Consider the following 20,132-nt stretch of genomic DNA (forward strand, 5'->3'; position numbering starts at 1 on the left):
ATTGAACAAAAAATCCATCTTTTGTATATTTAAGGGCTATTTGGCTTCTGAATTTTTCTAAGTAACTCTTCCTCTTTCAAACAGTTATTTTTCCAAAATCAACACATCTTTTGTAGATAAGTTGCTTTCTTTATACCCTGATTCTTTATAGAGATTTAGAGTGGCTGTTTCAGAATAGCCATTTTTTTCCTCTTGAATTTCCCTTGGAACTACCACTATGTCAATCTTAGAATCAAGCTTTTTGTCATTATGGTAGAAAATATCATACAATTTTTCATGGCTGCGAAGACTCGGCGTATAGCCACCTGCTGCTAAGACTGCTTTATCTTTAGGGATAGCCTGCAGGGTCTTTTCGAGCCCATCAAAATAGTCTTTGCGTGTTTGATAGTATTGGATTTCAAAATTCCAATTATGCGTGAAACTATATAGAATGGCGCTTGAAAAAATGATGGAAGAAGCTAGTAGAGCCACCAATACATTATCTGATGCCAACTGATTCTTGCTTAATTGATCGATAGACAATAAAGCCATCAAAAACAGAAGCGTGACCGAACCATAGCTATACTGAAAACCAATATCATATTGGTAAGGCCAATCCATCAATAAATTAATGAGAAAAAGGGGCAACATCAGAAAATAGGTAGACCAACGTCGCTGAATCAGTGGTAAAAAGCTAAAAGGAAATAGGACCAAAAAGAGGTAACCAAGTCGTTTCGCTGTAAATAGACTTCCCAAAACATAAAGCGGATTTAGGACTACATTTTTCACAACCATCAGGAGGCCGTTTTCGCCACTTAATAATAGATTATTGTATCGAGAAACCATAGCTCCCTCGCCATATCTTGCTAAGAGGAACATGGCAAGTGCAAAATAAAGTATTGGCAAGGCAAACAGGCTGAGATACAACCACTTTTTAAACTTGGCCTCGAAGGTAAAACGATGTTGAAAAGCAAAATAAAGTCCTAAGGACAGCACGTAGACAAAGGCATCCTCTTTCACAAAGAGAAGCAATAAGGTGAACAAGATAGTTCTTCCACGCCACTGAGAAATCAGGCTGTAGAACAACCAAAGTATCAATGGAGGCAAAAAACAATTTTCATGCAAATGGAATCCACCACTCGTTGTCATGACCGGAGTCACAAAAAAGAGGGCAAGCACGAGCGGCGTCATGACTTTTGGCAATTGTATTTTCTTTAGGATCAAACAAAGCGGGATAACTGCAGAAAAGACAATCACTGTTTGAGCGATATCCAATGTTTCCACATAAGGAAATAGCATATAAAAGGGCAAGATCAAATAATAAATCGGAGAAATATGGACTCCGAAATGCGATAAGGCCCTATCTCTTTCGAGGGTGGTAACTTGTGAAAAATCATGTCTCATTCTCTCAAACATCTGTGAAAAGATTCCAATATCAAAGGAAGAGACCGCATTGGCTTTAATCTTATAATAGGCAACAATCGATAGATAGAGCACATAGAAAATACCACCGATTATTGTCACCACTGTGAGTCTTCGAACCCAGGTTTCATTAACTTTAGCCAAAGAAACCTTGGAGAGAAGAAAACCGATCAGGACGGCAACGAGGACAGCTACTAATACTGGCCAAATCAAAGTGGGTAACTTCGATTCAGAAATCGTAAACGTAAAGATTCCCAGTTCCTTATCTTGAAGATTGGCACTGGTTTGTAGCAACAATTTCGGAAAAGACAAGACATCTACCGCTAAGAAGATATAAGCGATTGTTTCTTTTCCTAAATAAAAATATAGAAACAAGACCAGTGAAAGCAAAACTAAGCCCAATGACATAAAGAGGCTCGGACTTTTCAGAATAGAAATAAATAGAATACCTGCCACGAACCAGAGATTCAATTTTTGTATGCAGATATACTTCTTGCTCTCCGTCAAAAACCAGAGAATAGGATAACTAATGAGCAAAGCAAGGACTGTATGGCCCCATCCCACTTTACCCAGTTCTAGAAACAATTCCTTTGTTGAAAAACTCAATAGATTGACCATCATGGCCACAAAATAAGAACCTAGAAGCAACCATAAATAGTTAAGGTTCATTGTCTTAGCAAGTTTCATTTCTATCAATACCTCCCAATAGTAGTTCCTATTCTAGCACAAAACCCTTACTATTTCTAGATAGTAATAACCATACCAAAAGAAAGGTTGATACCAATTCAACCTCTCTTTTTCTTATAATTCCTGTAATAAATAACGGAAGAGTTCTAAATTCCCTTTTTCTTCATTGACCAAGTATTCTGGATGCCACTGCAAGCCCATAATACGATGGCCATCTACTGCTTCAATCGCTTCGATGGTGTGATCACGCGGATCAAAGGCAGTCGCACGGAAATTTGGTGCAAGATCCTTGATACTTTGACGGTGAACGGAATTGATTCGACTGGCCTGACCAAAGAGTTGCTCTACCACACTACCTTTTTTAGTCTGGATAGAATGGGAAGTCCCAAACGGAAGTCCTTGCCAATGTCCTTCAATCTCTTGGTTGAGTGTTCCTCCAAAAGCCACATTGATCAACTGAACCCCACGGCAGATTCCTAGAACCGGTTTGTTTTGGCGAACTGCTTCCTTCAGTAGGGCAAGCTCAAATTGATCGCGTTCGATATTGTAATCATCGCTTTCGATGGTTTTTTCTTCGCCATAGAGACTAGGATCGACATTTTGACCTCCACTTAGGATCAACTTGTCAATCGTTTCAACATAATCCTTAACTAAGGAAGGATCTCCCATCGGGATGACCATTGGAAGTCCACCTGCTTGACGGATTCCTTCCGCAAACTGACTAGACACGGAGGAATGAAGGTTTTTTCCTTCCGGGTCCACCGGACAGAGATTAGCGGATACTCCAACAATTGTTCTGCACATATTCATTCCTCCTTCATTTTAACTACTACTTATCTTACCACCCATTAGTGATAGTGTCTAATATGTATTTTTTAAAACCGTGATAGATTTTATTTATCACCCTCACCTTCCTCACAAAACAATTGATGATCATACAAGTTTTTTTACCTATATTATGTTAAAATAGAGAGGAAAATAGAATCGTCCTTCAAGGCACACATTAAGCCGTTTCGAAGGCGCAAGCGCTAGATTTCCTAGCCTTGTTGAAAAAATAGACATAGAAATGGAAGATACAATGGAAAAACAAACCGTTGCAGTATTGGGTCCTGGTTCATGGGGAACAGCCCTTTCACAAGTCCTCAATGATAACGGCCATGAAGTCCGTCTCTGGGGAAATATCCAAGGACAAATCGATGAAATCAATACCGCTCATACCAATCAACGCTATTTCAAAGATATCGTTATTAGCGATCAAATTACCGCTACGACCGATCTGAAAGCTGCTTTAGACGGTGTGGATGCTATCCTTTTTGTCGTTCCTACAAAGGTGACCCGCCTGGTCGCTAAACAAGTCGCTGAAACACTGGATCACCCTGTTACAGTCATGCACGCTTCTAAAGGGCTAGAACCTGGTACACACGATCGGATTTCTCAAATCCTTGAAGAAGAAATTCCTGCTTCTCTTCGCAGCGAGGTAGTGGTCGTTTCTGGACCGAGTCATGCAGAGGAGACCATCGTACGGGACATCACCCTTATTACAGCAGCCTCAAAAGATTTAGAAGCTGCACGCTATGTTCAAGAACTCTTTAGTAATCACTACTTCCGCCTCTATACCAATACAGATGTTATCGGAGTGGAAACTGCGGGAGCCTTGAAGAATATCATCGCGGTCGGAGCTGGAGCCCTGCACGGTCTTGGTTATGGTGACAATGCCAAAGCAGCCATCATCACGCGCGGTCTCGCTGAAATCACGCGCCTTGGCGTTAAGCTCGGAGCTAGCCCATTGACCTATAGCGGTTTGTCTGGGGTCGGTGACTTGATCGTTACCGGAACTTCTGTCCACTCTCGCAACTGGCGAGCTGGGGACGCTCTCGGACGCGGCGAAAAATTGGAAGATATCGAAGCCAACATGGGTATGATCATTGAAGGGATCTCTACGACCAAAGTCGCCCACGAGCTGGCCCAAGAATTGGATGTCTACATGCCGATTACACAAGCCATTTACCAAGTCATTTATGAAGGAAAAGATATCCGCGAAGCCATCCACCACATGATGAGCAATGAATTTAAAGAAGAAAACGAGTGGAAATAAGTCAACCACTCTAACATCAATCCTACCTTTTAGAAAGGAAACTATATGACTAAAGTTAGAAAAGCAGTCATTCCTGCGGCTGGTTTGGGGACACGCTTCCTCCCAGCTACCAAAGCTTTGGCAAAGGAAATGTTGCCAATCGTTGACAAACCTACGATCCAATTTATCGTAGAAGAGGCTCTGAAATCTGGGATTGAAGAAATCCTTGTCGTAACAGGGAAGGCCAAACGTTCGATCGAAGACCATTTCGATTCTAACTTCGAATTGGAATACAACCTCGAGCAAAAAGGCAAGACTGACTTACTCAAGTTGGTCAATGATACAACAGCGATCAATCTTCATTTCATCCGCCAAAGTCACCCTCGAGGTTTAGGGGACGCTGTTCTTCAAGCCAAGGCCTTTGTTGGAAACGAGCCTTTTGTCGTTATGTTGGGAGATGATCTCATGGACATCACTAATGATGATGCCTTGCCATTGACCAAACAATTGATGAACGACTACGATGAAACCCATGCGTCAACCATCGCTGTGATGGAAGTCCCTCACGAAGAGGTTTCTTCTTACGGTGTGATTGCACCTCAAGGCGAAGGCATTAACGGTCTTTATAGCGTTGAAACTTTTGTCGAAAAACCAAACCCAGAGGACGCTCCAAGTGATCTCGCTATTATCGGACGCTACCTCTTGACTCCTGAAATCTTTGATATTCTTGCAAATCAAGAACCAGGTGCTGGCAATGAAATTCAATTGACAGATGCAATCGACACCCTCAATAAGACCCAACGAGTCTTTGCCCGTGAATTTAAAGGCCAACGCTACGACGTCGGTGACAAATTCGGCTTCATGAAAACTTCGATCGACTATGCCTTGAAACACCCTCAAGTCAAAGATGATCTTAAACAATATATTATCGACCTTGGAAAAAAATTAGAAGCAACTGAACAAACTGCAGACTAATCATTTTCAAATCTACAGAATACAAAAGAGACTGGCCATATCATGTAAGAGCTTTGCTACCTTACAATGGTCAGTCTTTTTTTATAAAAAAGAGGCTGGATAAAAATCCGGCCTCTTTCGTTTCATTGGACTTGGTCCAATTTACTTTTTATTCTTATTGTTTAAGGATGAACATTGTAAGAATAATTTGTATTTGGGAAAGTTTCAACAGTTGCTTTCGCAAAAGATGAACCAAAACGATTGTTCTCATTGCCACCATTACCAGCTGAAACTGCTTCGGATGGATCTTGAGCTTTTGCTTCTGGTTTCACAAATGTTTCAACTTTAGTAGAAACATAAGATTCCTTATCTTTTGTAGCTGCATAACCGAAGCGGTTATTTGGATTGCCTTCTTCATTGACTTTGGTTTGAATTGGCTGAGTTTTTTCTGGCTGTACTGGTTTTTCAGGTTGAACTGGTTTCTCAGGTTCTACTGGTTTGTCAGGTTGAACCGGTTTTTCTGGTTCTACTGGTTTTTCAGGTTGAACTGGTTTTTCAGGTTCTACTGGTTTCTCCGGTTGAACTGGTTTTTCAGGTTCTGGATCTTTGTAATCATCCGGCTTAGAGGCACGATATGGATCATCTTTACGACCTAACTCAATCAAATGCGCATGCATATCTGCTTCATAAGATTTGAAGTGTTCAAATAGTTTTTTAGAAAGTGCAAGAGCATTTGCTGTAACTTCGTCTTCTACTGCTTTAGCAGCTTCCGGATTATCTTTCAAAGCTTTATATTTCGCATCACTAGCTTCTTGTTCAATAATCAATTGTTTTTCAAGAGCTTTCCAGTGATCTTGAACTGATTTTCCAAAGACATCTTGGTTATTGATCGCCATGTTGTCAATGTGCCATACTGTCCAATACCATGAATTTGGATCATAAGTTGCTGTTTGAGGTTTGAAGGCTTTGTAAGTATCTTTTAGATTACCATAGAATGGAACATAAGGAGTGTTCCGAGATGGTCCCATACCAAGCCATAACGTACCACCAAATGATTTTGGAAGGTTTGGATTGATTTGGTAAACATGGGCATCGATGACGTTTTCGTTTCCTAAAGCATACTTGTATTGGTCTTTACGAACCGCATCGTTGCTACCATTATCCCCTTGTTTCTTGACACCAATTTGATCGTCTGGAACAAACCGACCATTCAAATGTTCAAAACGGTTGCGTTGGAGAGCAAAGGCATCTTCCAAAGTAAATTTCTTGTTTGGATCTGTTGGTGAGCGGAAGAGTTCGTATTCATCATCTTCATAAGTCACTTTTGATTTTGGATCCAAAAGAGTGATTCCTGCGTAAGTACGTGAACGGTCTCCTTCAGCATATTTTTCTGGTCCATAAGATTTAGCGATATGGAAATTGCCATCTTTATCAGTCTTGTAACTACCTGATTCTTTAGCTACTTTTTCAACATCTTTTGAAGCAATAACATTTTCAGTGTCATTCAAGTTTACATGGCCAAGGTAGTAGGTATTGGCAAAAACTGCATATTTATCTTCTGGAACTTTAACAGCTACATATTGGTGTCCAGAAAGAATTTCCATGTACCAAGTTTCTTTCTGGTCGGCAATAACAACTGTATTCCCCTCAGCTGAACCTTTTTCTTCAATGACTTTCGCAAGTAGTTCGATTCCTTCACGAGCAGACTTAACGCGTGGTAAAACCACGTCCAACATAGCAGCTTCTGGAATTCCCTTTTCTGTCAATGGGTCAGTCTTCAAGACTTTTTTATTTGGAATTGCTGTAACAGTTGAGGTCATAGAGACACCGGCTTCGTTAAATCCATGTTCACCAAAGGCACCGTTACTACCATCTCCACGAGCAGAGTCATAAGTCGCTGTGTATTTCATTTCACTGGCAGCATGTGGATAGGTAAAACCATTAGATTCGTCTTCCAGTTGATCCCCTTCCTTATAGTTCTTCGCATCAACAACTACAAAGTTTTTGTTGTGCTTTCCACCATTTGGATAGTAAGGGTAGTCTTCTGTCCGACCAAAGAGAGTGGTCCCATCCTTGGTCAATTGGCGACCAATGATAAAACCGCAACAGGCTTGAACAGCTTGAATCGGTAGGAGTAAGAGTGTCATCGCTACCAATGAGAGTTTTAACAACCATTTTTTCATGGCAAATCTCCTTTATTTTTGCACTACTTCTGACAAAATAGCACTATTTTTGATTTTTATATCTCCAGTTTACACCTTTCTCAACCTTTTTGCAAACGCTTTCTATTTTGCATTTTTATACCTCTTTACCCATAATTGCCTTCTCTATGGACCTAGCAATAGAGGGCTCTCTTGACTCCTGCAAACATATTATAATAAATATATACAATTCTTTGCATTTCAAACAATTTTCTGTTAGTTTACGATTGCGCTACATTTTTTAGGAAAAAAAGAGAGTGGGACAGAAATCGGTAATTCGTTAGAATTCGATTTCGTCGTCCCACCTCCGCACAGTTGAGTAGGGCTGTAAAAGCTGATGAAATCAGCGTAGTAGAGCCCACTCAACCACTGCGTCTTGCTCGACAATCCAAAAACAATTAAGAGGCTAGGACTTTTGTCCTGGCCTCTTCTTAAAATAGAGTCAAGATTTTACCTAAGAAATAAAGCAAAAGCAAGAGATAAGATAGAGCTGCACTCATCTGATAGGTTCGGTTCATAAAGCGAGCTTCCCCTCTTACTGGAAAGACATAAGCCAACATCACCCCAGCTACTAAGCCACCGATGTGCCCCGCCATACTGATTCCTGGCATGAAGCTAAAGATCAAATTGACCACAATCAAGCTGGTATAGGACTGACTCAAGTGCCGAATATAGGGGCTTTGGACAATAAAGCGCAAAGCACCAATGGTCCCAAACAGTCCAAACAGGGCTGTAGAAGCTCCTGCCGCAATCACATCTGGCGTAAAAATAGCTACAAAGACATTACCCATCATGCCTGATAAGAGATAAAGAGCTAAGAAAGCCTTCGATCCAAAGAGATCTTCTGCCAAACGTCCTAAGTAATAGAGGGTGATCATATTGAGCACAAAATGTTCTAGGCCGATATGAACAAATGTAGCTGTCACGATTCGCCATAACTGGCTAGGATCGACTTTCACAACCTCTCCAATAATACCACCGCTATAGTAAATAGCAGCACCTGTTTGGTAGTCGCCTCCAAATCGGATAAACATGGAAAGAAAGACTGCCGTTGTCACTAACAACAAGAGGCTAGTCACAGGATAACGACGATCAAAGAGTAACTTCATAGACTAGCACCTCCTGAACTGCCTGATCAAACGTATCTGGCTGGAAATCCTTCTGCTGGATGGAATAAATCGTACTAACCGTTTTTCCAGTAAAATCTGCTAAATAACGATCATAATAGCCACCACCATAGCCAATTCGGTAGCCTGTTGACTGGAAGACCACGCCTGGTACATGGATCAGATCAATCTCTGACTGATCCACAAGCTTTCCTTTTTCATTGGGCTCCAGCAAACCAAAGCGTGTCTTTTCCAAAATATTAGGATCGTATTCCACAAATTCCATTCGCCCTTGTGGATAGGTACGGGGAACACAGACGCGTTTCCCAAGTTGAAGAGCTGCTTGGATCAAGCCAGCTGTGGAAACTTCATGGTCAAAAGACAGATAGGTCGCAAGGGTCTTTGCCTCCTGAAAAGCTGGTAGCTCCAAGAGGCGCTGAGTCAGCCCTTCATCTGCTTGAGTTTTCACAGTTTGAGGCAGTGCTTTCATGGCTGCTATAGTTTCTTTTCGTAGTGTTTTCTTCATTCCCTACTCCTTTTGTCTAGCTTTTATTGTAACATTTTTTAGGAAAGATCCGAACAGTTTTTATACGACAAAGAAAAAAATCCAACTCCAGACGGAGTTGAATCATTCCTTTATTGGTTGGCCTTCATTTTCAAAAATTTACCAATGTTTTCCACAGCAAAGGGAAGGGCTGCTTCATTTGGGCTCATCTTCGGATGGTGTAAGGCATAAGGGGTATCAATCCCCAACCAGAACATGACACCAGGGACTTTGCTCAAGAGAAAGCCGAAGTCTTCTCCTGTCATCGCAGGCAGAATATCAATCAGGTTCACGTCTTCCTCAGCTGTGAAAAAGTCCATGAGTTCTTTGGCCAATTCTGGTTGGTTTTCCACAGGTAGGTAGCCTCCTTGCTTGAGTTCCAGGTCCAATTTCACATCAAAGGCTGCTGCAACTCCTTCTGCAATGGCTTTGACCCGTTTTTGAGTCAAAAGATTCATCTCCATGGTCAAGGTCCGAATGGTCCCATGAAGGAAGGCTGTCTCAGCAATCACATTATTGGTTGTCCCTGCATGCATGGAACCAAAGGTCACCACAGCCCCTTCAATCGGATCGACATTTCGACTCACGACCGATTGGACTTGGGTAATGAAGTAAGAGGCTGCTACAAGAGCGTCATTGGCCTCATGTGGAAAGGCGGCATGCCCTCCCTTTCCTGTAAAGGTGATCTTGACTTCACAGGTCCCCGCAAAAAGGGTACCCGTATTGGTCGCAATGTCCCCCACCTTCAAATCAGGACGCACATGCAGACCATAAAATTCATCAGGGAGCCAGTCGCCAAAAGCATTGTCCTTATACATGAGCATCCCACCAGCTTCGTTTTCTTCAGCTGGTTGGAAGAGAAAGAGCAGGTTATTTTTTGGTTGCACTTGAACCAGTTGATCCAAAAGCCCAAGAGCTGTCGTCATGTGCAAATCATGACCACAAGCATGCATCCGTCCTTCGTGCTTGGAGGAAAAAACAAGGCCCGTTTGTTCCACAATCGGTAAGCCATCGATATCTGTCCGCCAGCCGATCGTTTTTTCAGGAGCAGACCCATGGAGATAAACCAGGATCCCGGTCCGCCAAGTCCGTTGCTCAACAAAGTCCTTGCCCGCTGTGATCTCTGCGATTCGCTCTAAGAGGTAGGCTTGGGTTTCAAATTCTTCCAAGCCAATTTCAGGGATTTGGTGCAAATCCCGTCTGATTTTGATTAAATCCAATGTCATCGTCGTCTTCTTTCTATTAGAATAGAGGCCTTGCGGCCTCTACTATCAATATGTTACAAATTACGCAAAGCGTCTTCGAGTGCTGTTTTTTGTTGTGTTTTTTCATCGATTTCCTTGATGATACGAGCTGGGACACCAGCTACGACCACATTTTCAGGGACATCTTGAGTAACGATAGCTCCAGCGGCAACGACTGAACCGTTCCCTACTTGAACCCCTTCAATCACAACTGCATTGGCACCGACCAAGACATTATCACCGATCCGAACAGGCTCAGCAGAAGCTGGCTCAATGACACCTGCAAGAACGGCACCTGCACCGATGTGGCTGTTTTTACCAACTGTAGCACGACCACCAAGGATAGCCCCCATATCAATCATGGTTCCTGCACCGATTTCAGCACCGATATTGATCACAGCCCCCATCATCACGACAGCATTGTCTTCGATGGTCACTTGGTCACGGATAATAGCACCTGGTTCAATACGTGCATTTAGATAGCGCTTATCCAGCAAGGGAACAGCTGAATTACGGCCATCTTGTTCGACCACATAATCCTTGTTCTCTGTCAAGTTGGCAAGAAGGGGCTCGATATCTTTCCAGTCACCGAACAAAACATTGCCAAGCTTGGTAACAGAAGCAGGAACAGCTGTTGCCAATTCCCCTTCAAAGGTTACTTTCACATTTGTTTTCTTTTCTGCATTTCCAATAAAAGCGATAATTTCTTGAGCAGACATTTTTTGTGCAGTCATGAGATTCTCCATTCATTTCAATTAAAGGTATCCATATTATACCACAAACCCAAAGAGATGAACACCTAAGGCGACGTGGTTGTAGCCTGATCCTCCAGGCCTGTCATTTCACTGATGGTGCGATTGCTTCCAAAGTGAATAATGACTGAGTGCGAATCAGAAAGTTTATAGTAAAAGATTAAGAAGGACTCTGAACTCATCATACTCGACCAAGAAACACGGCTAGGAATTCCGACTGTATTCACAAGATCTGCATAGCTGGTTCCTATTTTAATATTGGCAAAATTCTCTCTATTCAAACTGCCATTTTTATTGGCTAATCGCTCACTGTTTAAGTTCTCAAAATTAAGAGAAGATAGACGGCTACTAATCATATTTGAAAGCAAAACAGATACAGAAGAAGGGGATCCTTCAACCTCATAATCCAAGCTTGTCATGAAAGGACTGACACCACCTTCTTGGTAGGTTTCTTCTCCACTGCTAGCCTTCCCCAGTACAGCTACCACATCCTGTGGAGACAGAGAAGTTGAAGAGGTACGTCCTTGATCTCCCTCACTTAAACCAGGAATCAGGGAAATGGCCTTCTCATAGGTCACTTGAAACTGAAATTCCCTCTCCGGAGCAATCAAGCTACTCGTACCACCTCTCAAGGTTTCCTTTCTAGTTCCATAAGACAAGCTAGTGCTTCCATATTCACTAGTAGTAGAAGAACTATGAATACCTCCTGAAGCCAGATAGGCAAATAATCCCAGCATGGCCAATAATCCAAAAAAGGCTGCCAGCGAAGACCCTCCACTATTAGAGGAAGGAGAGTAGGTTTTCGCCCTATCCGATTGGGAGTCTAGTACAGGTTGTCTTGGTTCTGAATGCCTGCTTCCGCCTATTGAAGCCAGATCGGCTTCTGAAATCAAGCGACTCCCACCCTGGTGCTCTACTTTTTTCTCAGCTGAAGGAGACTGACCTATTGTATCTTGTGCTGGTGTTTCTGACCTTGCTTCTTTTGTTAGTGGTGTAGCAAGAACGACCTGAGCTGATTCTTCTTCAGGTGTAGCAAATGACGCTTCCTTTGAATCGTACGAATCCTCCTTCACACCAATCGCTGGTTCGTCTTTTCGTTCCTCTTCTTGTTTCACCTCTTCCTGAAAAGCAGGGACTTCTACCACTTCTGGCTCTTTTGCGAGCGTATCTTCTAGCTTCTCAGGACTTCCTTTTTCTAAGGGTGTTTCTTTCGGCTGGCCTTTCGAAAACCGACTCTGGTGCTCATTTCGTAGATGCGACCAGTCTTTATTTCCCATTGTCCTCTCCTTTTATTTAAAATGCTTCGGCTGATTTTTTTACTGTGCTGTAGATGTAGAGGAAGCTGGTGTGGTCGCTACCTCTTTCGATTTGATATCCTTGATGGTTTGCTGGCTATCAAAATGGATTTGAACCGTTTGAGAATCCGATAATTGATAAGTAAAGGAAGGTGCTTCCCCGTAACCTAAAAGTCCAGACACATCTATTTCATCTGGAATCCCTACCGTATTGAGTAGGTCTAAATAAGGCATTCCGACCTTGATAGCGGCAAAATCGTCCTTCGTCAAGCTCCCGTTCTTATTCGCAAATCGGTCACTTTTTAAGTGTTTCAAACTTAAAAAAGAGATCCTGTAAAAGGCACCTGTTTTTTCAAGAAGAACCTTCCCATCTGCATCCTTTGATTGGTAATCTAAGGTCAGCAAAAAGGGACTGGAACTGCTATCACTATACGTTGCTTCCCCACTCCTTGCTTTACCTAATGCTGCAACGACATCTTGTGGGTCTACCGTCCCAAAAGAGGTCTTTTTTTCTTCCACTGCAAAATTAGGAATAAGAGACATTGCCTTTTCATAGGTTGGCTGAAATTGAAATTCATTAGCTGAGGCGATATAAGAACTATTTTCACTGGTCAGATATTCCGTTCTGATACCATCACGTGATAAACCATTGATCCCCTCACTCGAAGAAGATGAAGAAGAGCTTTTATTAACTTCGTTTTGAAGCACAAACACAAAAGCCATTAACAAGGCGAACCACCCAAAAAATCGCAAAAGCGAACCAATCCCCTCTTTTGAGGAAGAAGGGGAAGACTCCATCGTATCTGAATGGCTTCTAGTATCCTGATGATTGTCCGTCCCTATTGAAGCCAGATCGGCTTCTGAAATCAAGCGGCTCCCACCCTGGTGAGAGGAAGCTGCCTTGATGTCTGTCCGTTGATCGTCCAATGATGTCTCCTTTCTTATACCAACACTAATTTCTTGGCTTTTTTCTTGAATTCCATCACCACTTCTGGCTGCCCTGGTAGCTGGTAAGTCGCGCGATAGCCCATTCCGCCATCTGGCATTTCCCCCCAGACCAAGCGTTGAGGATTTCCTAGTTGCTTAATGAGCTGGGCGAATTCTGTACCTTTTTTCTCTTTTTCAGTAGTGATTTCTTTCTCACTGCTTGTCTTCTCTTTTGCGTCCAACAAATTCGTCGCATCCACTGTCGTCAAGCGATACCCCTGGTCTTTTTCCTGTTCAAACCACAAGGTTACACTTTTCTTGCCCTGATCGGTTTGCTTAGCTGCATAAGTCAAGACAAGAACGGTTTTTTCTCCTTGAGCTGTCTTTGTATACTTAACTTTTTGGGCTTTTCCCCATTCCGTCACAACTGTTTCCAAGCGGGTTCCTGGTTGCTGACTCTGCTTAAGACGAACTTTCAAATTCGCCACAGCTTCGATGGTCCATTTAAACTGCTTGATTTCTTGTTCCTTGCTGACCAAATTCTTGTAATCCTTTGGCTGGAAACGAGTCAGTGTTTGGTCCTCCTTGGTATCGGTTCCCTGCTCCTGCACCTGAATGCTTGCAATCGCAAGTAAAACTCCTAAAACAAAACACAAAAACGGCAGCAAGAGTTCTTTTCGATTCTTTTTCATCCACTCGATCATCTGCTTCACCCCTTCTTCGTCAAACGATACTGACCAGTCTGGTCACGTTCAAAGGTTAAAGAGACCAGTCCATCTGTCACCTGATAAGACAGGGCTAGGACTTGCTTGTCCTTTTCAGAGGTCAAACTAAGAGAATTGGGAAGACCTGATTTTTTCAAGACATCTTCTACTGCTGTCCCCTTTTCCTTTTTTCCATCTAGTGTCTGATAGCCTCTAAAATCTGCCAGTTTTAAGTTCTTTTTGCTCTGATAGTGAGCCGACTTGGGCGCAAAGCCTTGAATCGAGCTCAAATAAAAGGTATCATCCTGCTTTTGAAATTCTATGGTATAAGGATGAATCCCCTGCACAGGAGCCCCATAGCCTAGCTGGACTTGCGCTCCAAAAGTCGTATCTTCTTGTGTAAAACTCGCTGCTTTTCCAATTTTTTTGACGAATGCAGATAAAGTCACCCAATTTTTTTGTGTCTTTCCTTCTCCCCTTGCAAGGTCCAATGACAACAAGTCTTCTAAAGCCGGCTCTTTGGAAGAAGACGCAACAAATTGCTGGCTGTCTTCTTGCATGCGAGACAAACTCAACAAGCGATCTTTGGGCAAGGTTTTCACTGGATGAATCATAAACACCAAGCAAACACCAACCATAAAAGCCAGCAAAGCACTTGCAGCTTTTTGGAGGATCCGCTTATGATGTTCTATCCACTGTTTCATTTCTTCCATCCTTCATGCTCTTTCTATTCAAACTCTTTCTATTGTATAGAAAATTCGCGTATTTGTCTCGTCTTATCCCAAAAAAGAGGCGCTTGCCTCTTTCTTTTATTCAGTGATTTAGTAGCTGTCTTTACTACTCAAGAGGAAATCTCCATTTTCTTGACGAATAAAGGTCAAATCTACATAGTCCCCGTTTTTCTTTTGGAAGTCCATGACCAATTCTATCTCGTCTGAATCATCAGATGAACTCACCGTCAGATTGACTGCATCACCGTATTTTTCTAAAAGCTCTTTGTAAGAGGTCCCGCCAGCACCGGTCTCACTATTTCCAACTTTGAATCCATCTGCAAAGTTGTCCTCAACCGTAAGATTTTTCCCAAATTGATTAAATTCAAATTTGACAAGCTGGAATTCTTTCCCTTTCTTAGAGTAAGTCGCTTTGACCTCTTTATTATAAGAGTTATCATCCCAAAATAATTTCAATTCTCCACTTTCAAATTGAACGGAGCTAGCTTTCCCATAAGCTTCAATCATTTCCTCAGGAGTCTCCCCAGCATCACTTCCTGTTAAAAACTGAAGTTGCTCGATATCAGACTGTTTCCAGCTAAAATCAACTTCCGCGTCTTCTGCGGTCAATTGATCCAAATCGATATTGGAAGACGAACCAGACTGGTTGCCTGACCAAGAAGTCTGCTTTCTAGATGATGACGTACTAGGGTTAACATGACCAATCAAATAGCCACTGACACCACCGATAAGGAGACCCACTAAAATCCCAAGGGCAAAACGAATCGCCTTCTTGTCAGCAGTATCCATCGGTCTTCCAACAGGAGAAAGAGGAGCTTGTGGAATAGGTATGCCAGGAATAGGTGCTGTTTGCGGACTAACTGGTTGAGCTGCTATGTTTTGAGGAGCTTGAGGCGCAGGCTGGAATGGAGGAGTCGGTTGGGGAGCAACAACTACATCTGGATGTTCTCCAACAGTTGCTTCATCCACCTTTGGAAGCTCCACTGCTTCTGAAATAGCTGGCTTGTCTGCCTCTTCTTTCATTGCTTCCGTCTCCGTCACTGAAAGGCCACTAGCTTCTGGAACGACCAAGTCTTCGGCTTCTTCTTTTGGGACAAAGGCTGGCGCAGCCACATCAAATTGAGGCGCACCCTCTACGGGAGTATCTTTCATAAATTGTTCTTGATCTTTCTCGGACATTTCGAATTCTCCTTTTTATTCTTCTCTTCTACTATAACATAAAACCAAGCAAGGACCAACTCCTGTCTGTTTAGACTGAAAAAGATCGGACCTTTTAGAAACTTCTATTAAAATTTCTTTCGAAGGGTGACAATCGCAATCAGATTACCATATGATCGAGAAACATAACTAGATCGTGTTTTTATAATTAATTCCAGGGGACAAAAATATGAGTTTGTTTAGCAAATAAAAAAACGATCTTTTTCAAGATCGTTTTGTCTATTGATTAAAGACGAGCGTTGAGTTCTGCTCCAAGTTCTTCAAATCCTGGTTTACCAAGAAGGGCAAACATATTTTTCTTGTAGGCTTCAACACCTGGTTGGTCAAATGGGTTGATCGCATTCAAGTAACCTGAAAGGGCGATAGCCAATTCGAAGAAGTAGATGGCATAACCAAGAGTGAAGGCATCTTGCTCAGGAAGAGTCACGTACATGTTTGGCACGTCACCGTCAGTGTGGGCAAGAAGAACACCGTCAGTTGCTTTTTTGTTTACGAAGTCAACGTCTTTTCCTTGAAGGTAACCAAGTCCATCAAGGTCTTCTTCCAATGTAGGGATGATCACGTTCTTACGTGGTTTGTCCACACGGACAACTGTTTCAAACATGATACGAGTTCCTTCTTGGATAAACTGACCCAATGAGTGCAAGTCTGTTGAGAAGTTAGCTGAAGTTGGGTAAATACCTTTTTGGTCTTTTCCTTCTGACTCACCAGCCAATTGTTTCCACCATTCTGAGAAGTATTGAAGTGATGGCTCGTAGTTTACCAAGATTTCAGTTGCATATCCTTTACGGTAAAGGATGTTACGAACTGCTGCGTATTGGTAAGCTTCGTTTTCAGAAAGTTTGTCTGATGTATAATCTTTACGAGCAGCATTCGCACCTTCCATAAGGGCTTTGATATCTGCGCCTGATGCAGCGATTGGAAGCAATCCAACTGCTGTCAAGACTGAGAAACGTCCACCGATGTCATCTGGAACAACAAATGTTTCCCAACCGTTAGCATCTGCTTCAACCTTAACAGCACCTTTTTGGCGGTCAGTTGTAGCATAGATCCGTTTGTTAGCTTCTTCTTGACCATATTTCTTCACCAAGAGTTCTTTGAAGACACGGAAAGCGATGGCTGGTTCAGTTGTTGTACCTGATTTAGAAATCACGTTTACTGAGAAATCTTTATCTGCTACGTACTCTACCAAGTCAGCAAGGTAAGTTGATGAGATTGAGTTTCCAGCATAAAGGATTTGTGGTGCTTTGCGTTCTTCTTTTGTTTGCAAGTTTGCAAAGTGGTGGTTCAAGAAGTCAATCGCTGCTTTCGCACCAAGGTATGATCCACCGATACCGATAACGACCAAAACATCGCTGTCTGATTTGATTTGTTCAGCAGCTTTCAAGATGCGGTCAAATTCTTCGCGGTCGTAATTTTCAGGAAGGTCCAACCAACCTAGGAAGTCACTACCAGCACCTGTTCCTTTACGGATCAATTCATCAGCTGCAGTCACTTGTGGTTGCATGTATTCCACTTCATGTGGGGCAACAAATTTACCCAAAACTTTTGAGTAGTCAAATTTAATATGAGACATGTTATTCCTCCAAATTTTGTTCTTCTCTATGATATCGCTTTACACGGATTTAATCAAGGGAAACCAATCTATAAAACGTTTTCATTTGCTAAATTTTTTATTTTCACAAATCAAGCAATGACGCAATGGCAATCGTTTGCATATTTGCACTATTTTTGGCTAGAAAATCAAAAAAAAGAAGCTTCTCACGAAACTCTATTTTTTCTCTTTTATTCTATGAATAAGAAAGTCATTTCTACATGACTCTGGTGAGTGATAGCCCTCACGTCGCTTCGCTCCTCAGGGTCAATATCTCTAAGCTCGGTTGCGCCTTACAGGATAATTTCATTTTACGCTATAGCCCTCACGTCGCTTTGCTCCTCAGGGTCAATATCTCTAAGCTCATCTGCGACTTTCAGGATAATTTCATTTTACGCTATAGCCCTCACGTCGCTTCGCTCCTCAGGATCAATATCTCTAAGCTCGGTCGCGCCTTACAGGCTTACCTCACTAAGAGCTATAGAAAAAGAGCACACAGTTCACTTCGCTTAGGGCTGCTGGATTCCTCCCCTGACCCGCTTCACGCAGAACTGTTGCTCCGATAGGTATTATATCATAATTTGTTCGATTTGCAAAGGTCCAGTTTTTATTCTTGTGTTTCGGCCTTGGCTGCGAGCTTAGCTTGTTTTTTTCGTTCTCGGCCTTGGCGGAAGAAGGTCTGCATGATGGTTGCACATTCTGCTTCCAAGATTCCTGTTTCCACTTCTACCCGGTGATTGAGGCGCTCATCTGTCAAAATATCATAGAGGCTCCCTGCTCCGCCAAACTTTTGATTGGTCGCTCCGTAAATCACCTGGGGAATCCGGGCTAGTCCAATGGCACCGCTACACATGACGCAAGGTTCAATGGTCACAAAAAGAGTCGTATCCAGCAAACGCCAGCTCTCTTCATGCTGATTGGCTTCTTCGATCGCCATCACCTCCGCATGCATGACCGCTCGCTGCAATTCCTCTCTCGCGTTGTGGCCACGTCCAATGATTTCACCGTCTTTGACAATGACACAGCCAATGGGTATTTCCTCATGGGCCAAGGCGATCTCTGCCTCTTTTAAAGCCTCTCGCATAAAAGCTTCTTTCTCTTCTAGGGTATAGTCTCTCACTTGTACACTCACTTACTTTTTATGTTCTTGTTCTATTATATGATGAAGCCACAAAAAAAGCCACCAATGGGTGACTTCTTATAGGGAGATATTATGAAAAAAGTTAAGAGTGCTAAACAAAGTTGGGAGGTCTTTGTTTATTGTCTTAGTATATCCAAGAGGTCTTAAAGTAATCTTAAGACTCAAAAAAGTTGAGAGAGACTCCCAACTTTTATTGAATTATTTACTTGACCAGACACTTTCAAGGATATTGGTTTGGTCACGATCTGGTCCGACTGAGAAGGTTGAAATGCGCACACCAACCAATTCACCGATCCGGCGGACATAGTTACGGGCATTTTCTGGAAGCTCATCCAAGTGACGCACACCTGTGATGTCTTCTGACCAACCTGGTAATTCTTCATAGATTGGTTTGCAACGTTTGAGTTGCTCCAAGCTTGCTGGGTAGTAGTCGATGCGTTCTCCATCCAAGTCGTAAGCCACACAGATTTTCACTGTATCCAAGCCTGACAAAACGTCGATCGAGTTCAAGCTAAGGTTGGTAATTCCTGAGACACGACGGCTATGGCGCATGACAACTGAGTCAAACCAACCGACACGACGAGGACGACCGGTTGTTGTTCCATACTCATGGCCGACTTCACGGATCCGATCACCCACTTCATCAAAGAGCTCCGTAGGGAATGGGCCATCTCCGACACGGCTGGTATAGGCTTTACATACACCGACAACCTTGTCGATCTTACTTGGGCCGACACCTGATCCGATGGTCACCCCACCTGCAACAGGATTTGAGGAAGTTACAAATGGATACGTTCCTTGGTCGATATCCAACATAACCCCTTGAGCTCCTTCAAAGAGCACGCGCTTGCCGTTATCCAAAGCATCGTTCAAGATGACAGAAGTATCGGTTACATATTGCTTGATTTGTTGACCATATTCATAGTATTCTTCGAAGATATCGTCAAATGAAAGAGCCTCTGCATCATAGAGTTTGGTAAATTGACGGTTCTTTTCTTCCAAGTTGATACGAAGGCGTTCTGCAAAGACGTCGCGGTCCAAAAGATCCGCAATCCGGATTCCCACACGCGCAGCCTTGTCCATGTAAGCTGGGCCAATCCCTTTAATCGTCGTTCCGATCTTGTTGTCTCCTTTAGATTCTTCTTGGAGACGGTCCAATTCGATATGGTAAGGGAGGATGACATGGGCACGGTCTGAAATGCGCAAACTGTCTGTTGTCACACCTTCTTCATGAAGATAAGCCAACTCTTTGACCAATGATTTAGGATTGATCACAACCCCATTCCCAATGACAGAAATCTTTTCAGGGAAGAAGATACCTGAAGGAATCAAGTGCAACTTGAACTTTTTGCCGTCGATCACGATGGTGTGACCGGCATTGTCCCCACCTTGGTAGCGAGCAATGACTTCTGCATTGGCTGATAGGAAGTCAGTAATCTTCCCTTTTCCTTCATCACCCCATTGGGTTCCTACTACAACTACTGATGTCATAATTCTTTTTCATATACCATAGATAGGATGCTATCTATGCCTTTCTTCAAACTAAGGGCAGGAGTCTC

17 protein-coding genes and 1 other RNA gene are annotated in these 20,132 nt (G+C 42.7%); 2 read left to right on the forward strand and 16 right to left on the reverse strand.

Annotated elements, in window-relative coordinates:
* Positions 1-84 precede the first annotated feature (84 nt).
* On the reverse strand, positions 85-2,088 hold the full coding sequence (locus NML76_RS07290) for a DUF2079 domain-containing protein (RefSeq protein WP_254733186.1): 2,004 nt from the start codon (positions 2,086-2,088) through the stop codon (positions 85-87).
* Between the two features lie 114 nt (positions 2,089-2,202).
* A complete protein-coding gene (locus NML76_RS07295; RefSeq protein ID WP_003012927.1) occupies positions 2,203-2,892 on the reverse strand; it encodes a gamma-glutamyl-gamma-aminobutyrate hydrolase family protein in 690 nt (229 codons plus the stop codon).
* Between the two features lie 274 nt (positions 2,893-3,166).
* On the opposite strand from NML76_RS07295, the gene NML76_RS07300 reads away from it, so the two are divergent.
* Positions 3,167-4,183 (forward strand): NAD(P)H-dependent glycerol-3-phosphate dehydrogenase, encoded by a 1,017-nt coding sequence (locus NML76_RS07300; RefSeq protein ID WP_254733188.1) that lies wholly within the window; start codon positions 3,167-3,169, stop codon positions 4,181-4,183.
* Between the two features lie 45 nt (positions 4,184-4,228).
* Entirely contained in the window at positions 4,229-5,137 is a 909-nt protein-coding gene (gene galU, locus NML76_RS07305) for a UTP--glucose-1-phosphate uridylyltransferase GalU (RefSeq protein ID WP_049491186.1), read from the forward strand.
* Between the two features lie 161 nt (positions 5,138-5,298).
* On the opposite strand, the gene NML76_RS07310 is transcribed toward galU, so the two are convergent.
* The 14 genes from NML76_RS07310 to NML76_RS07375 form a co-directional block, all read right to left on the reverse strand.
* A complete protein-coding gene (locus NML76_RS07310; protein WP_254733190.1) occupies positions 5,299-7,299 on the reverse strand; it encodes a C69 family dipeptidase in 2,001 nt (666 codons plus the stop codon).
* Positions 7,300-7,748: 449 nt separating this feature from the next.
* Entirely contained in the window at positions 7,749-8,426 is a 678-nt protein-coding gene (locus NML76_RS07315; RefSeq protein ID WP_049514399.1) for a rhomboid family intramembrane serine protease, read from the reverse strand.
* Positions 8,410-8,949: a 5-formyltetrahydrofolate cyclo-ligase gene (locus NML76_RS07320; RefSeq protein ID WP_118396338.1), complete on the reverse strand. Its 540-nt coding sequence runs from the start codon at positions 8,947-8,949 to the stop codon at positions 8,410-8,412. The genes NML76_RS07315 and NML76_RS07320 overlap by 17 nt, the downstream gene beginning before the upstream one ends.
* A 110-nt stretch (positions 8,950-9,059) precedes the next feature.
* The gene (locus tag NML76_RS07325) at positions 9,060-10,193 is read right to left on the reverse strand and encodes an N-acetyldiaminopimelate deacetylase (protein ID WP_254733192.1); all 1,134 of its coding nucleotides are present in this window, start codon (positions 10,191-10,193) and stop codon (positions 9,060-9,062) included.
* Between the two features lie 53 nt (positions 10,194-10,246).
* Positions 10,247-10,945 carry a 2,3,4,5-tetrahydropyridine-2,6-dicarboxylate N-acetyltransferase gene (dapD, locus tag NML76_RS07330; RefSeq protein ID WP_003016885.1) on the reverse strand — a complete coding sequence of 233 codons (699 nt, stop codon included), beginning with the start codon at positions 10,943-10,945 and terminating at the stop codon, positions 10,247-10,249.
* A gap of 65 nt (positions 10,946-11,010) precedes the next feature.
* Entirely contained in the window at positions 11,011-12,240 is a 1,230-nt protein-coding gene (locus NML76_RS07335) for a hypothetical protein (protein ID WP_254733194.1), read from the reverse strand.
* 39 nt (positions 12,241-12,279) lie between these two features.
* A complete protein-coding gene (locus NML76_RS07340; RefSeq protein WP_254733196.1) occupies positions 12,280-13,185 on the reverse strand; it encodes a hypothetical protein in 906 nt (301 codons plus the stop codon).
* A 14-nt stretch (positions 13,186-13,199) separates the two neighbouring features.
* Positions 13,200-13,889: a hypothetical protein gene (locus NML76_RS07345; RefSeq protein ID WP_254733198.1), complete on the reverse strand. Its 690-nt coding sequence runs from the start codon at positions 13,887-13,889 to the stop codon at positions 13,200-13,202.
* 5 nt (positions 13,890-13,894) lie between these two features.
* Positions 13,895-14,602, reverse strand: coding sequence for a hypothetical protein (locus tag NML76_RS07350; RefSeq protein ID WP_134974783.1), 708 nt, complete (start codon positions 14,600-14,602; stop codon positions 13,895-13,897).
* Positions 14,603-14,710: 108 nt separating this feature from the next.
* Positions 14,711-15,799 carry a hypothetical protein gene (locus NML76_RS07355; protein WP_254733201.1) on the reverse strand — a complete coding sequence of 363 codons (1,089 nt, stop codon included), beginning with the start codon at positions 15,797-15,799 and terminating at the stop codon, positions 14,711-14,713.
* 265 nt (positions 15,800-16,064) lie between these two features.
* Complete coding sequence (locus tag NML76_RS07360) at positions 16,065-17,414, reverse strand: glucose-6-phosphate isomerase (protein WP_049491423.1); 1,350 nt, start codon at positions 17,412-17,414, stop codon at positions 16,065-16,067.
* 491 nt (positions 17,415-17,905) lie between these two features.
* An RNA gene (gene ffs, locus NML76_RS07365) (signal recognition particle sRNA small type) lies at positions 17,906-18,000 on the reverse strand.
* Between the two features lie 39 nt (positions 18,001-18,039).
* Entirely contained in the window at positions 18,040-18,552 is a 513-nt protein-coding gene (gene tadA, locus NML76_RS07370; RefSeq protein WP_247923711.1) for a tRNA adenosine(34) deaminase TadA, read from the reverse strand.
* Positions 18,553-18,771: 219 nt separating this feature from the next.
* Positions 18,772-20,064 carry an adenylosuccinate synthase gene (locus NML76_RS07375; protein WP_247923661.1) on the reverse strand — a complete coding sequence of 431 codons (1,293 nt, stop codon included), beginning with the start codon at positions 20,062-20,064 and terminating at the stop codon, positions 18,772-18,774.
* Positions 20,065-20,132: the final 68 nt, after the last annotated feature.

This window comes from Streptococcus sp. CF8_Ac1-9 (assembly GCF_024295565.1).
GTDB lineage: Bacteria > Bacillota > Bacilli > Lactobacillales > Streptococcaceae > Streptococcus > Streptococcus parasanguinis_X.

Excerpts from the sequence above, each read along its gene's own strand:
- NML76_RS07290 (WP_254733186.1), bottom strand. The coding sequence starts at position 2,088 with ATGAAACTTGCTAAGACAATGAACCTTAACTATTTATGGTTGCTTCTA.
- NML76_RS07295 (WP_003012927.1), bottom strand. The coding sequence starts at position 2,892 with ATGTGCAGAACAATTGTTGGAGTATCCGCTAATCTCTGTCCGGTGGAC.
- NML76_RS07300 (WP_254733188.1), top strand. The coding sequence starts at position 3,167 with ATGGAAAAACAAACCGTTGCAGTATTGGGTCCTGGTTCATGGGGAACA.
- galU (WP_049491186.1), top strand. The coding sequence starts at position 4,229 with ATGACTAAAGTTAGAAAAGCAGTCATTCCTGCGGCTGGTTTGGGGACA.
- NML76_RS07310 (WP_254733190.1), bottom strand. The coding sequence starts at position 7,299 with ATGAAAAAATGGTTGTTAAAACTCTCATTGGTAGCGATGACACTCTTA.
- NML76_RS07315 (WP_049514399.1), bottom strand. The coding sequence starts at position 8,426 with ATGAAGTTACTCTTTGATCGTCGTTATCCTGTGACTAGCCTCTTGTTG.
- NML76_RS07320 (WP_118396338.1), bottom strand. The coding sequence starts at position 8,949 with ATGAAGAAAACACTACGAAAAGAAACTATAGCAGCCATGAAAGCACTG.
- NML76_RS07325 (WP_254733192.1), bottom strand. The coding sequence starts at position 10,193 with ATGACATTGGATTTAATCAAAATCAGACGGGATTTGCACCAAATCCCT.
- dapD (WP_003016885.1), bottom strand. The coding sequence starts at position 10,945 with ATGACTGCACAAAAAATGTCTGCTCAAGAAATTATCGCTTTTATTGGA.
- NML76_RS07335 (WP_254733194.1), bottom strand. The coding sequence starts at position 12,240 with ATGGGAAATAAAGACTGGTCGCATCTACGAAATGAGCACCAGAGTCGG.
- NML76_RS07345 (WP_254733198.1), bottom strand. The coding sequence starts at position 13,889 with ATGATCGAGTGGATGAAAAAGAATCGAAAAGAACTCTTGCTGCCGTTT.
- NML76_RS07350 (WP_134974783.1), bottom strand. The coding sequence starts at position 14,602 with ATGGAAGAAATGAAACAGTGGATAGAACATCATAAGCGGATCCTCCAA.
- NML76_RS07355 (WP_254733201.1), bottom strand. The coding sequence starts at position 15,799 with ATGTCCGAGAAAGATCAAGAACAATTTATGAAAGATACTCCCGTAGAG.
- NML76_RS07360 (WP_049491423.1), bottom strand. The coding sequence starts at position 17,414 with ATGTCTCATATTAAATTTGACTACTCAAAAGTTTTGGGTAAATTTGTT.
- NML76_RS07375 (WP_247923661.1), bottom strand. The coding sequence starts at position 20,064 with ATGACATCAGTAGTTGTAGTAGGAACCCAATGGGGTGATGAAGGAAAA.